Genomic DNA, 14,041 nt, shown 5'->3' on the forward strand with positions numbered 1-14,041 from the left:
CTGCCAGATCGGTACCGGTTCGGTAGTCGCTGTCGCCCGCGCGGCGGTGCCGGCGGGCCTGATTCACATGCGTCCGGCCGCCGAGAATTCAACGGCGGTCAGTCGCACCGTCATCCGCACCCGGGTGCCCGGACCGGAATGATCGATGTCGAGTTGGTCGGTGAGCGCGCGCATCATGGCGATGCCCCGGCCGCGATGTCCGGGGTCCTCCGGTTGCGGCCGCCACGCGCCGGTATCGGTCACCTCGATGGTGAGGGTGTCGACCCCGCAGTCCGCGTTGAGCCGCACCCGGCCGGGCTCGCCGCCGCCGAGGTAGGCGTGCTCGATGCTGTTGGTACAGGCCTCGTTCGCGGCCGCGATCAGATCCACGGCGGTGTCGTGCGGAACCGCCGCGGCCGAGAGCCATTCGCGCAGCGCGCGTCGAATGCGGGCCAGCTCATGGGGTTCGGCGGGCACGTCCAGGCGCAGGGCGGCCGGCGGCTGCCGGTAGACCACCATGGCCACGTCGTCGTCGTAGCCGCCGGTGGGCCGCAGTCGCGACAGCACCGCGTCGGTCACCTCGCGCGGCAATTGCCCGGCGACACCGGTCAATTCGTCGGCCAGTTCCTCGAAGCGCTCGGCGATGTCGACCCCCCGCTGCTCGACCAGGCCGTCGGTGAACAGCACCAGCGTGGATCCGGGCGCCATCGGGGTGGTGGCCTCGGGACGGCGCGGAATGTCGAAGGTGGCCAGCGGGACCGCGCGCCCGCCCTCGAGCAGGCGGCCGCGGCGGCCGGGCGCGGCCAGCACCGGCGGCATGTGCCCGGCATTGGAGTAGCGCACCAGCCCGCGCACCGGGTCCAGGATGGCCGCGCACACGGTGGTGCACATGGCGCCGGGGATGCGGGCGGCGACGGTGTCGAGTTCGGCGAGCAACTGCGCGGGGCCCGCGCCGCGCAGCAGCAAAGCCCGTGCGGCGGTGCGTAGTTGGCCCATCACGACGGCCGCCGACAGGCCGCGACCGACGCAGTCGCCGACGACCACGCCGATGGTGCCGTCCTCGAGGCGCACCACGTCGTACCAGTCGCCGCCGATCTCGAGCGGCGGCAGCGCGGGCTCGTAGTGCACGGCGAAGCGCGGCGGCAGCTCGATCGGGCCGAGCATGGCGCGCTGCAGGGTCAGCGAGGTGGAGCGGGCCTGATCGAAGTTGCGGGCGCGCTGCACGGCCAGGCTCAGATGCCCGACCAGCAGCGAGAACAGCGCCCAGTCGCCGGGGGTGATCACGCGCGGGGCCGAGAACCGCAGCCACAGCGCCGAATCGCCGCTCTCACCCAGCGGGGCCACCACGCCCTCGGAACTCGTCACCCCCTCCGGGATGGCGAACATGGTGCGCCCGGGTTGCAGCCGCGCGCGGTCCAGCAGGGCGCGGGCGCGCGCGTCGAGCACCTGGCGGGATTCGCCGCCGCCGTCGAGCAGCCCGGCGGGCCGGCGGATCGGCTGCGTGTGATGCGGTGCGACGCCCGCGCCGGTGTACGGATTGTCCTCGGACACATACAGTTCCGGCCCGGTATTGCGGTTGGGCCACACCGATACCACCGCGGCTTCCGCGCCGACCGCGCGGCGCAGTTCCTCGAGCCCGACGGTGAGCACCTCGACCACGCTGGTGGCCGCGCCGACCGCGGTGGCCAGCTGCGACACCGCCTTGTCGCGGGCCTGGGCGTCGTGTTCGGCGGTGACGTCGCGCAGGGTGCCGACGAAGATGCGTTCGCCGTTCTCGGGTTTGACCAGCGAACTGGTCGACACCGCCAGCCACAGGTGCCGCCCGTCGCGGTGACGGATGGGCATGACGAAGCGCGCGGCGTCGGTGCCCAGATCCGGGTAGCGCGGGGCGTCGGGCGCGGTCCACGGGTGGGGGAGTTCGTAGGGGATGCCGTCGGGGCCGTAACCGGTGAGCGCGCCGAACGCCGAGTTGACCTCGATCAGCGTGCCCGCGGCGTCCACGACGAAGAACCCGTCCTGCAGCGATTCCACCAGCGCGGTGCGGAAGGCGTCGCGCCCGGCGAGATCGTCGGCGCGGGAACGCTGTTGCTCGTAGCGGCGGTTGCCGTCGAGGAACCCGCGGGTGGCGACGTCCAGCGCGGCCATGGTCTGCAGCAGGAACTCCAGCGCGGCCTCGGTGCGGTCGGTGCCGTCCGGAATCGCCGCCACGCCATCGTGTTCGAGCAATCGATAGTGGTGTTCGGTCAGGTCGAGAATGCTGACGCCCTCGACCAGGGCGCGGCGGCCGAGCTCGTAGCCCTCCGACAGGGTGTTCTGGTTGGGGGCGCGCAGATGCAGCCGCAACGCGGCGGCGTACGCCTCGCGGAAAGCGGCCAGCACCGTGCTCACGCCGGGATCTCCGTCATGGCTTCACACTCGGAATCGGCTGGGAGGGATGGGAATGCCCGCGGTGACGCGCGGCCAGCACCAGCGCGTCGTCGGTGTCCTTGGCGTGGCGGGCGAGGATGTCGGCGGTGATCTCGGAGGTCGGTTTGGACAGGTCGATACCGTCGCCGAAGTTGGCGGTGATGCCGTCGGTGGACATGAGTAGCAGATCCCCCGGCCGCACCGGCACGGTCTGCGGGGACAGGTTGGGCGGCAGCAGATAGCCGACGATGCCGCCGGTCAGCAACACCGTGGCACGCACCGCGGGTTTGCCGGGCGCGGCGGCGACGATGCGGGATTCGACATTGCCGACGCCCAGCCAGTGCACGCGGTCGCGGGCGTCGAACAGCGCCAGCGAGACCGCCGCGCCACGGGTGTCGGACATGGCGCGATGGCACAGCAGCATCAGCACGTCCAGGGGTTCGGCGCGATTCTCCGAGAGCACCTGCGCGGCGCGATCGGAGGCGTCCGCGGCGGCCGCGCCGTGGCCCAGGCCGTCGAGCACGGCGAACAGCACCGAGCCGCCCCCCGCATCCAACACAACCGACCGGTCGCCCGAAACTCGTTGTCCCGGTAGTGCGCGACCGGCGACGGCCCATTCGACCGCGCCGATGAAACCGTCCTCACGCACCGGTGGGCACCCACTTCCACATTTCGACGAGCGTGCCCTGCCCGGGTTGCGAATCGATCAACATGCCGTCCATCAGGCGTTTGGCGCCCGGAAGGCCAAGTCCCAGACCGCGTCCGGTGGAGTACCCGTCCTCCATCGCGCGCGGAATATCGGCGATGCCGGGCCCATTGTCCTTGGCCTGCACCACCATCGAGCGCCGTCCGTCGCGGTCGGCGACGCCGAGCCGGATCTCGCCGGTGCCCGCGTAACTCGTGATGTTGCGCGCCACTTCGGAAATGGCGGTCGCGATCATGGTGCGATCGGAAAGCGAGAAGCCGAGCTTGGCAGCCATCTCCAGCCCCGCTTGCCGAGCGGTCACGATGTCGTTGGACACGTTCACCGCGATCACCACGTCGTCAGCGGCCACGATCACGACCATCTTTGTGACCGCGACTGTGGATCTTCGTGTTCAGCCACGACAGGCCCTCTTCGAGGTCCAGGGCCGTGTGCATGCCTTCGAAGGTAAGGCCCAATTGCACCATCGCGAAAGCGACTTCGGGTTGCAGGCCCACGATGACCGTTTCCGCGCCGCGCAGCTTGGTCATGTGGGCGATGGTACGCAGCGATCTCGCGGCAAAGGAGTCCATGACGTCGATCGCGGTGACGTCGACAATGATGCCCTGCGCGCGATAGCGGCTGACATAGGTCATCAGATCGTCTTGCAGGCGCTCGGTATCGGCGTCGGTGAGTGCTGACTGCACCGACGCGATCAGATATGTGCCCTGCTTGAGAATGGGTACCGGCATCTGCCCCGCCCTGATTACCGTCCGTCGCGATCGGTGACGCGCGACACCTCGTAGCCGAGCAGGCGCTCCGCTTCTTCGATGCCACCCTGGAGGTCACCGACGGCGTTCATCTTCGACAGATCCAGGCCGATGGTGACAAGGGTAAGCGCGATCTCCGACGACAGGCCGGTAATGATGACATTGGCACCCATGAGGCCGGACGCGTCCACGGTCTGGACCAGGTGGTTTGCCACCGTGGAGTCGATCGCGGGCACACCGGTGATATCGATGACGACCACCTTGGCGCGGTTGGCGCGGATGGCGCGCAGCAACTGTTCGGTCAGCTGCCGGGCGCGCTGGGAGTCCAGCACGCCGATGATGGGCAGGATGAGCAGCTGCTCGCGCACCTGCAACACCGGGGTGGACAGCTCGCGGATGGCTTCCTGCTGCTGGCGGATGACGCGCTCGCGCTCCTGCACGAAGGACACGGCCACGGTGTTGGCGATGCGGTTGGCGGCCGGCTCGTAGGCGTCGAGCACCAGTTTCAGCAGCTCGAAGTCGGACTGGTATTTCTCGAAGAGGCTGCGCGCGAGCACATCTCGCAGCAGCAGCACGATGCCGACGACCTCGTCGGTCTCGACGCCCCGGGGGATGATGCGTTCGGACAGGTCACGCGCGTAGGCCTGCAGCGCTTCGACGCTACCGGTCTCGAGCACCTCGACGTAGTTGTCGTAGACGGAAGTGGCCTCCGAGAAGATTTCCTCGGGTGTCATGGCGGTGAGCAACTGGGCATCGGTGATGCGACGGGCCCACTCCTCGCGCAGTTCGGTGCGGTTCTGCCGCAGGTGCTCGACAAGCTGCGGAAGCAGATTGTCGACGGAACCCGCGGGCACTGAATCCGCCGAGAGACCGATGGACACGTCGGACATGGAAACTCCTGCCCCTTTCGCTAAGGCCAGGTCGGGGTGCTCACTACTGCCGACCGGATTAACCGGTCGTGTGCTCGGTGCCGACCGTCGTCGGAAGCCGCTGCCGAGCCTAGTCTTACCCAGTACCCTATGCGCCTCAAACCAAACCTGGTGTCAGCTGGTTCATCGAGATGAGGGTGCGTCGCGGGTTTCGGATCTTCGGTGATGGGCCAGCAGGGTGTCGTAGATGTCGGCCAGAGCGCTGAGCTGGCGACGATCCAGCACATCGACCATGTGACGACGCACACTCTCGACATGCGCGGGGGCCGCGGAATCGAGGACCTGCGCGCCCTTTTCGGTGAGGACGGCGGCAGTGCGGCGGGCATCGTCGGGAATCGATTCGCGGGCGACCAGTCCGCGCTTCTCCATGCGGGTGATCTGATGCGACAGCCGCGACTGCGACCACTCCAGCACGGCGGCGAGTTCGGCGAAGCTGCGGCGATGATCGGTGGCGTCGGCCAGCCGCGCCAGCACCGTGTACTCCACATAGGTGAGATTGGAGGCGCGCAGCGAGTCCCGACCGACCGCCGCGGCGATCAGGTCGCGAGTGAACACGTATCCCAGCCACGCACGCATCTCGACATCGTCGAGCCAACGGGTTTCGGCCACAGTCCCACTCCCGGGTTCCACTGTCATGCTATTCCTCCCCGCCGCGGACAAGCGCATCATGCACAGGTAACACCCGCCCGGTTGAAGGTGCAACCTGTGCCTGTTCGCTGCGGCCAATCGGTCATCCGGGATCAATTCCGCAATTCGGCGAGGCGGGTGAGGGTTTGGGCGCGCTGGGTCGCGGTGCTCGACAGTCGATCCAGGGCCTGCAGGTATTCGTCGGTGTGCGCGGCCTCGTCGAGGCATACGACGCCGGTGAGCTGAGGAATGCACACCAGATCGGGCAGGCGGGGATCGGCGAAGCGGAACGAGGTGAACCCGTGGCCCAGGCGGGCCGGTTCGTTGAGATCGTCGTCGACGATCTGGAGGGTGACGCGGGGCCGGTGGGCGAGTTCCTGCAGATACTCGATCTGCTTGTCCCACACCGCCTTTCCGCCGATGCGGCGGCGCAGCGCGGTGAGTTCGACATGGATCCACAGCAGCGGCGGGGTGTCGTGGTCCAGCAGTGCGCGCCGGCGGGCGCGGGCGGCGAGCAGGCGGTCGATGGCCGCGGCGGTGCGGGTGGGGTGGACCAGTTCCAGTACCGCGCGGGCGTAGTCGGGGGTCTGCAGCAGTTCCGGGACGACGGATTGCTCATAGGCGCGGATGTGCCGCAGCGGCGCGAGATCGAGCAGGGCGTCGAGCGAGGAGTCGTCGCCGTCTCGGTCGTCGGGCCACCAGGAATGTCCCACGCGCCGAGCCCAGATGAGATATCGGCCGCGCTCGGATTCGTCGACCGCGTAGAGCTCGAGCAGCGCGCGCAGATCCTCGTCGCGGCAACCGCCGCACCCGGTCTCCAATCGACTGATCTTGGAGGCGTGATGTCCGAGATGCCCGGCCGCCTCGGTCTGGGTGAGGCCGCGGGCACGCCGGAGCCCGCGTAATCGGGAACCGAGGATCGCCTGCAAAGCCCTTGGACTGCTTGCTGATTGGGTTCGTCCAACCGAACCGTCCAGGCTGCGCCGACCGTTTTGCGGAAAGGCCACGTCACCGAGTCTGACAGTCGGTGGTGTCCGTCACAACGAATTCCGTGTGTGCAAATGCAATCGCACATTTCCCCGGGTGCGGCCGCGACGCCCGGACCGCTGCGGCTGCCTGCTCATCGGCGCGCGAACGCGGGTCGGTACAGTCGGTCTGCTTGAACCGTTGGCTGACCAGCCCCAGCCCTGCTCGAGGAGTGCGATTCGTGACCGCGCCTGATTTCCTGTACTCGGATCTGCTGCCCATCGGTAAGGACGAGACGCCGTATCGGCTGCTCACCACCGAGGGCGTCAGCACGTTCGAGGCCAACGGTCGCACCTTCCTGCAGGTCGAGCCCGAGGTGCTGCGGATGCTGACCGCGGAGGCGATGCACGACATCAGCCACTACCTGCGGCCGGCGCATCTGGCGCAGCTGCGCAAGATCATCGACGATCCGGAGTCCAGCGGCAACGACCGGTTCGTGGCGCTGGATCTGCTCAAGAACGTCAATATCTCCGCGGGCGGCATCCTGCCCATGTGCCAGGACACCGGCACCGCCATCGTGATGGGCAAGAAGTCCGAAGGCGTGCTGACCGGAGCCGATGACGCGGCGTGGATTTCGCGCGGCGTGTTCGACGCCTACACCAAGCTGAACCTGCGCTACTCGCAGCTGGCGCCGATCACCATGTGGGACGAGAAGAACACCGGCACCAATCTGCCCGCGCAGATCGAGTTGTATTCGCAGGCGGGCGATCTCGCGCAGCCGTCCTACAAGTTCCTCTACATGGCCAAGGGCGGCGGCTCGGCCAACAAGTCGTTCCTCTACCAGGAGACCAAGGCGATCCTGAACCCGGAGCGCATGCTCGAGTTCCTGGACGAGAAGATCCGTTCGCTGGGCACCGCGGCCTGCCCGCCGTATCACCTGGCGGTCGTGATCGGCGGCACCTCGGCCGAATTCGCCTTGAAGACGGCCAAGTACGCCTCGGCGCACTACCTGGACAACATGCCGACCGAGGGGTCGATGGCCGCGCACGGCTTCCGCGACCTCGAGCTCGAGGAGCAGGTCTTCAAGCTGACCCAGTCCTTCGGCATCGGCGCGCAGTTCGGCGGCAAGTACTTCTGCCACGACGTGCGCGTCATCCGCCTGCCGCGCCACGGCGCGTCCTGCCCGGTCGCCATCGCGGTGTCCTGCTCGGCGGACCGGCAGGCGCTGGCCAAGATCACCCCCGAGGGCGTGTTCCTCGAGCAGCTGGAACGTGAACCGGCGCAGTATCTTCCGGAGCAGACCGACGCCATCCTCGGCGGCGACGTGGTCGAGATCGACCTGAACCGGCCGATGTCGGAGATCCGCGACGAGCTGTCGAAGTACCCGGTCAAGACGCGGCTGTCGCTGACCGGGCCGCTGGTGGTGGCGCGGGACATCGCGCACGCCAAGATCAAGGAGCGGCTCGACGCGGGCGAGCCGATGCCGCAGTACATGCGCGACATGGCTGTGTACTACGCCGGTCCCGCCAAGACCCCCGAAGGCTACGCGTCGGGTTCTTTCGGACCCACCACCGCGGGCCGCATGGACTCCTACGTCGATCAGTTCCAGGCCGCGGGCGGCTCGCACGTCATGCTGGCCAAGGGCAACCGTTCCGCGCAGGTCACCAAGGCGTGCAAGGAACACGGCGGCTTCTACCTCGGCTCGATCGGCGGCCCCGCGGCCCGGCTGGCGCTGGATTGCATCAAGTCCGTGGAGGTTCTCGAATACCCTGAGCTCGGCATGGAAGCCGTGTGGAAGATCGAGGTCGAGGACTTCCCCGCCTTCATCGTCGTCGACGACAAGGGCAACGACTTCTTCGCCGAAACCTCCAAGCCGATCGCGCTGCGCGTGCGCGAACGGTCCAAGGAACGCGTCTGACAGCGAGAGGCAGAGGAATGCGGGCGGACAACGCCGAGATCTCGATCCACCGGCGGCGTCCGCCCGGTAGCCGCCGCGCGACCGCGGTCGCGATGCTCGCCAGCGCGGGGCTGGTCGGCGGCGGGTTGACGGCGGCATCCACTGCCGCCCAAGACGTTTCGGCGTCAGCCCAGGGGATTCCGGCCGCCGCCCAAAGCCTTCCGACCGCGAAATCCATCGCGGCCGGCACCGACGGCCTGGACCCGCTGCTGGCCGCCGCCTACAACGCGGCCGCCACCGAGGCCCACAACGCCGGCGTCCCGCTGTCGATCACCTCCGGCTACCGCACCCCCGCCGAACAGGAAGCCCTCTGGGAAGACGGCCTCCAAACCTACGGCAGCCCCGAAGCCGCCCGCCGCTGGGTCCTGCCGCCGAGCGAATCCACCCACGTGACAGGCCAAGCCATCGACGTAGGCCCGCGCGAGGGCGCCCAATGGCTGGAAGACAACGGCAACCACTGGGGCCTGTGCCGCATGTACGACAACGAGTGGTGGCACTTCGAGTTGGCCACGGCCCCCGACGCCCCCTGCCCACCCCGCCTCCCCGACGCCAGCGACCGCTAGAACATCAGCGGGCGCTCGGATGTGGTGGGCGCTCGGACGGCAGCGGCGCTCGGATGTGGGTGGGCGGCGCTTGGAGATCAGCGCGGGTCGGTAGGGGCGGGGTCGGTGTCGTCGAACGAGTTGCCGGTGTAGGGGTGCAGCCAGGTCACCAGGGCGGTGCGGTCGTCGTCGGAGGATTGGCGGCGGTAGCGCAGGGAATCGAGCATGCGGTGCGGACCGCAGGGGGCCGACCAGCGGGCGGCGAGCCATTCGCGGGTGCGGGGGGACTCGATGATGTCGTGGGCGAGGCCGTCGCTGGTGAGGATGAGCGCGTCGGCGTCGAGCGCGACCGCGGTCACTTCCAGGACGTCACGCGGGTTGCGGTGTGACAGTGGGTCGTTCGCCGAGGTGCCGGTGGGAAATACCGAGGCGTATCGGTCGTCGCGCAGCAGGAACGCCTCGGTGTCGCCCGCGCGCGCGAACAGCGCCGGCCCGCCGTCGGGCGACACCGGTACCCGGCACACCAGCACGGTGGCATGCGCCCCGGCGGGCTCCCATTCGGCCAGATGCGTGCGCTGCCATTCGATCAGCCGCCGCGTGGCCTGCTCGACCGCGTCCACCAACGCCTCGGCCCCCTCGGCGAGCGCCTGCTCGCGCACGATCCACGCCGCACCCGCGCAACACAACCGAGCCAGCAGCTCCGCCCCGACCTGCGAGGTCTGCTCGCGATAACCGAGCCCGTCGCACACCGCCAGCACCAGCGCCGACCCATCCACACAGCAACCCGCACAGTACGAATCCTGGCCCGTAACCCCCTCGGCCCGATGGGCCTGCCCAGCGATACTCGCCCCCGCCACCCACCGCCCACCCAACTGCCCGCCGTCCGCCCGCAGCATCGGCAACGCCGTCGGCAGCCCCGACAACACCGGATACGGTTGCGCCCCACCCCGCGTCCCGATCACCGGCGCCCCCGTGGCCAGCTCGGTAGGCCGCCGCCGCGCCGGCCGCGGCTCGGCATCGAGTGGCGCCCGAACCGGCACCAGCGGCGCCCCCAGCCCCCGCGGCCTACGTTTCTCGAGCATGTCCGGCCTCGCTTCACCCGTGGATTCCAGTGCCCGGCAACGAAACCGGGACACCCAAAACGGTAGAAACGGACATAAGCCCCGACCATCCACCCACCCGACCCCACCGACCATCCGCCCTGATCAACACGCCCGCAACGGAATTCCGGACCGGAAACCGGCCGGCCTCGGTCATCAACGGCAGAGCGCGGGCAGCTTCTTGTCCGGGTAATGCGCGGCGAGATCGTCGTCGATGGTGGTGCGGGTGAGGGTGCAGATGCGGCGCAGGGCCGCCCGGGGATCGAGATTCCACACCCGCAGCGCCCCGTCGTCACCCGCGCCGAACAGATAGTCCGCACTCGGGTCGAAAGCCAGCTGCCATGAAGAGGAGTTCTCCGGCGTCAGAGAAACCCCTTGGGGCTTGGGATGCTTGGGATCGGTGAACGACCACAGGCGAACCGTCGAGTCGGTACCGCCGATCGCCAGATGCCGTCCGTCCGCACTGATGTCCAGCGACGAAATGGTATTCCCGGTAGCCGGTATCGGGTCGCCGAGTGGGGTGATGCGGGCGGGATCGGCGATATCGAAGAGGCGCAGTGCCCCACCGTCCGAGCCCATCGCGACCACCTTGTCGTCGGGGCCGATGGCCACTCCGCGGCCGTGGCCGGTCCAATCCAGGTCGATGCTGCCGGTCGGTTTGGTACTGAGGTTGGTCAGCTGCCAGGTCTGCAGCTTGTTGGACACCAACACCATCACGCGTCCGTCCCGGCTGACCGCCCCGTTGAGCCCGGTGTCGAGCAGCTTCGCCGAATCCTGCACATAGATCGGCTGGCCACGTTTCATCGGGGCGTCCGGTGTGGTGACGTCCCACACCTCGAGCCGCGGCGAGAGTCCGCCGTAGGCAACCAGCACCATGGCGCGATCGTGGAAGAAGGCCAGCGAGATCGCATCGGGAAAGCCGGCCACGGTACGGGTTTCGCCCGGCTGCGAGACATCGATGATCGTCATCGTGCCGTGGACCGGAAGCCCGACGTACTTCCCGTCGAAACTGATCGTCGGAGTTGGCACGAGCGAATACGCCGACTCGTAACCGGGTTTGGGGATGGTGTTGACCAGCCGCACAGTGTCCGGGTCGCTGATGTCGAAGACCCGTGCATCCGAACCGCTTCCGGTGACCAGCAGGCGCTTGCCGTCGGGACTGACCGCCAGCGGAAGGGTCTGCGCGGCGGGCCCCTGTAACACCGAGGCCGGCAACGACCACTGCTGGACCGTTCCCCCTTGCAGCCCGAGGGTCAGCGTTCGGTTGTCCGGACCGAATCGGGCCCGAATCGTCTGGGCGGTGCAACCCCGATTGCGGGCAGTCCCCGGACAAGTCACCGACCTACCCGTGAGCGGCGACCATCGGAGGGCGGGATGCACCGGGTCGGTCAGATTCCACAGGCTCAGACCCAAAGGGCGGAGAACGGCCAGCATCGTGCCGTCCGGGCTCATGGCCATGTCCTTCAGTTCGGCCAGCGGGCCGATGGAGAACGGCGGGGTCGCTACGACAGGATGATTCGGATCGTCGACGCGCTCGATGGTCACCTCGCTGTCGGCGGGCATGGAATCCTGGTGCTCGACAGTGGAATTGCCGATCGCCAGCAAGGAGCCATCACCATTGGCGGCCAACCGCAGCTGGCCCGAACTGGTGGCGACGACCGTCCCGTGGGCGGTGGGCTGGTTGCGATCGACCGGCCAGAGGGTCGCGGTGTCGGTCGTCGCGAGCACATTCAGCTTCGTCTCGGTCCCGGTGATCAGCGCGCGATCGCCGGCGGTGAACCACATGTCGACGACGGAGCCGTCGTGCGGATAAGTGGTCGGGATGGGTTGCGGCCGAGCGATATCCCCGATGTCCCACAGCGTGATGTCGTGTCCGTGCGCGGCCGCGGCGAGCCGCCCGTCGTGCGATATCGCGACCCGCTCCACCGGCCCGCCCGTGTCCAAGGTCGCCAGGATTTTCGGATGGTCGGGATCGGTGAGATCGCGGATTCGCACGCTGTGATCGGTACTTCCGGAGACCACGACCGACGCTTTCGCGGCGATGTCCACGACGTGTTCGCCGTTTTCGGCGATGTCCTGCCCGGCCCTGGTCACAGCTCCCGGCTGATCGACATGCCAGAGCCGGATGAATCCATCGGCTCCGGCCGTCGCGAGCAACCCCTTGTCCAGATAGGTCGGTGCCGACACGGTGCCGTGCCGATCGACGAAAGTACCTGCCACGGGCAGCGTTTGACCGGCGATCAGCCTCGACACCACATCCGGATCGTCCGGATGGGACTGGGTGGCCAGGGCGGTCAGCTCGGCCGACAAGGTCGGATCGCTGCCCTGCAGCTGATCGGCGTCGCTGAGGATGCGAGCGAAGAACGCCTGATCACGTTCCCGGGTGGTGAGCGTGTTGTCGATGTAGCCGGCCAGCGCCGCCACCAGCAGGGCGACCAGCACCAGCGCCAGCCCCGACTGCAGCCACAGTTGCCGGCGGCGATGGGTGACCGCCGCATCGATGAATCCGCCGCCGGTGCTCGACATTCCGCGCCGTTGCGCGCGGGCGCGGCGCAGCCGGTCGCCGCGGTAGAGCAGGGTGCGGTTGCGGCCGCCGGTAATCCATTCCTGCGCATCGGTTTCCGCGCGCTGGCGGATCATCAGGCCCTCGCGGTCGGCGTCGATCCTGGCGCGCAGGCGCGGCCAGGCGTCGAGGACGATCTCGTGGGTGAGGGCGGCGGTGTCGCGGTCGAGGGTGAGCAGGCGGGCGCGGGAGAGGGTTTCGAGGGCGACGACGGCGGCGTCGGGATCGGCGGCGTGGGCGAGGAGTTCGGCGGGCGGGACCTGGCGGCGGGTGTCGCGGGTACCCTGGCCGACGCTGACCAGGGCCGGCATGAGGTCCTGGGCGGCCGCGCGGGCGGCCGGACCGAGTTCCTGCCAGGCGTCCTCGGCGGTCTTGGCGACCGACCCGGCGACGCCGCCGACCTCCCGGTACCCGGCGATGGTGAGGCGGTTGCCGTCGCGGCGCTGCCAGGTGGCCTCCATGACGTGCGACAGCAGCGGCAGGGTGCCGGAGCCGTCGTGACCGCCGAGGCCGAGCAGTTCGGTGATGATCAGCTCGGTGAGGCCGTTGTCGAGTTTGAGGCCGGCGGTGTGCGCGGGTTCGCCGATGGCGTCGGACAATTCGGCCTCGCCCATGGCGCCGAGCACATAGCCGCGGCGGTTGATGGCCGCGGCGAGCACCGGGTGGTCGAGGCAGCGGGCGAAGAAGTCGGCGCGAATGCCGAGCACCGCGGTGACACCGTCGTCGAGTCCGGACAGGGCGTCGAGGAAGGCGGCGATCTCGCTGTCCTCCGCGCCGGCGGTGAACAGTTCCTCGAACTGGTCGATGACCAGCAGGCGACGCTCCCCGCCGATTGCCGCGAGCGCGGTCGCGAGGTTCTCGATCGGCCGCGCGCCCGGAGTGCATTGGGCGGCAGACCATTCCGGGCCCAGGTGCGGGATCAGCCCGGCGGCCAGCAGCGAGGATTTGCCCGCGCCGGACGCGCCGAGCAGCACGGTGATCCCGCCACCGTCGGCGGCGGTCTGTTCGACCAGCGCCACCAGATCGGCGATGGCGCGGTCGCGGCCGAAGAACAGGCGGGCGTCCCCGGCGCGGAAGGACTCCAGGCCACGGTAGGGACAGGACGAGTCCGGCGTCCACGCCACCGATTTCACCCACAGCTGCCGCCAGAAGTTCAGGTTGAGCAGACCCGCCGGTGCATCGGATTTTCGGGCGAGTTCGATGACGGTGAGCAGGACCGGCCGCACGGTGTCGAATTTCGCGGGCAGATTCCGTCCGCGCCGCCAATCGCTGAGGCGTTGGGCGTTCACCTTCTTCGCGCCCGGACCGGCGGCCGCCGCCATGCGCTGATTGGCCGCGTCCGCGACCCGCTGCAGGGTCGGATTCCCCGCGAATTCCCACAATTGAGTCAATCGTTGCGCGAATTCCGCGCGGGGCGTATTGCCCTCGATGGCTTCCCCCGGCACCGGCCCTCCCCTTGCCTTCGATTGCGCCGCAACCGTATTCGTGGGAATTATCGCCCATCGCGGCGGGTGTTCGGG

Annotated in this window: 11 protein-coding genes; 2 read left to right on the forward strand and 9 right to left on the reverse strand. The window is 68.8% G+C overall.

Annotation, left to right across the window (positions count from 1 at the left end; translation table 11 throughout):
• Positions 1-63 precede the first annotated feature (63 nt).
• From D7D52_RS08560 to D7D52_RS08590, 7 genes are all read right to left on the reverse strand, one after another.
• The gene (locus tag D7D52_RS08560; protein ID WP_120735831.1) at positions 64-2,367 is read right to left on the reverse strand and encodes a SpoIIE family protein phosphatase; all 2,304 of its coding nucleotides are present in this window, start codon (positions 2,365-2,367) and stop codon (positions 64-66) included.
• Between the two features lie 13 nt (positions 2,368-2,380).
• Positions 2,381-3,034 carry a SpoIIE family protein phosphatase gene (locus tag D7D52_RS08565; protein ID WP_120735832.1) on the reverse strand — a complete coding sequence of 218 codons (654 nt, stop codon included), beginning with the start codon at positions 3,032-3,034 and terminating at the stop codon, positions 2,381-2,383.
• Positions 3,027-3,452 carry an ATP-binding protein gene (locus tag D7D52_RS08570; protein ID WP_120735833.1) on the reverse strand — a complete coding sequence of 142 codons (426 nt, stop codon included), beginning with the start codon at positions 3,450-3,452 and terminating at the stop codon, positions 3,027-3,029. Before D7D52_RS08570 ends, D7D52_RS08565 begins: the two co-directional genes overlap by 8 nt.
• Positions 3,430-3,819, reverse strand: coding sequence for an STAS domain-containing protein (locus tag D7D52_RS08575; RefSeq protein WP_120735834.1), 390 nt, complete (start codon positions 3,817-3,819; stop codon positions 3,430-3,432). Before D7D52_RS08575 ends, D7D52_RS08570 begins: the two co-directional genes overlap by 23 nt.
• Positions 3,820-3,833: 14 nt before the next feature.
• Entirely contained in the window at positions 3,834-4,727 is an 894-nt protein-coding gene (locus D7D52_RS08580) for an STAS domain-containing protein (protein WP_120735835.1), read from the reverse strand.
• A gap of 162 nt (positions 4,728-4,889) precedes the next feature.
• Positions 4,890-5,375, reverse strand: coding sequence for a MarR family winged helix-turn-helix transcriptional regulator (locus D7D52_RS08585; RefSeq protein ID WP_120735836.1), 486 nt, complete (start codon positions 5,373-5,375; stop codon positions 4,890-4,892).
• A gap of 131 nt (positions 5,376-5,506) precedes the next feature.
• The gene (locus D7D52_RS08590; protein ID WP_162958217.1) at positions 5,507-6,322 is read right to left on the reverse strand and encodes a helix-turn-helix domain-containing protein; all 816 of its coding nucleotides are present in this window, start codon (positions 6,320-6,322) and stop codon (positions 5,507-5,509) included.
• Between the two features lie 278 nt (positions 6,323-6,600).
• Between D7D52_RS08590 and D7D52_RS08595 the strand changes: the two genes are divergently transcribed.
• Together D7D52_RS08595 and D7D52_RS08600 are read left to right on the forward strand one after the other, a co-directional pair.
• Complete coding sequence (locus tag D7D52_RS08595) at positions 6,601-8,277, forward strand: fumarate hydratase (RefSeq protein ID WP_120743927.1); 1,677 nt, start codon at positions 6,601-6,603, stop codon at positions 8,275-8,277.
• Positions 8,278-8,369: 92 nt separating this feature from the next.
• Positions 8,370-8,879: a M15 family metallopeptidase gene (locus D7D52_RS08600; protein WP_120743928.1), complete on the forward strand. Its 510-nt coding sequence runs from the start codon at positions 8,370-8,372 to the stop codon at positions 8,877-8,879.
• A 77-nt stretch (positions 8,880-8,956) separates the two neighbouring features.
• Here the strand turns inward: D7D52_RS08600 and D7D52_RS08605 are convergent, their stop codons facing one another.
• Together D7D52_RS08605 and D7D52_RS08610 are read right to left on the reverse strand one after the other, a co-directional pair.
• Complete coding sequence (locus tag D7D52_RS08605) at positions 8,957-9,940, reverse strand: protein phosphatase 2C domain-containing protein (protein WP_162958218.1); 984 nt, start codon at positions 9,938-9,940, stop codon at positions 8,957-8,959.
• Between the two features lie 174 nt (positions 9,941-10,114).
• Positions 10,115-13,966, reverse strand: a complete 3,852-nt coding sequence (locus tag D7D52_RS08610; protein WP_120735839.1) for an NACHT and WD repeat domain-containing protein — start codon at positions 13,964-13,966, stop codon at positions 10,115-10,117.
• Positions 13,967-14,041: the final 75 nt, after the last annotated feature.

Origin of the sequence: Nocardia yunnanensis (assembly GCF_003626895.1) — a bacterium.
GTDB classification, from domain to species: Bacteria; Actinomycetota; Actinomycetes; order Mycobacteriales; family Mycobacteriaceae; genus Nocardia; species Nocardia yunnanensis.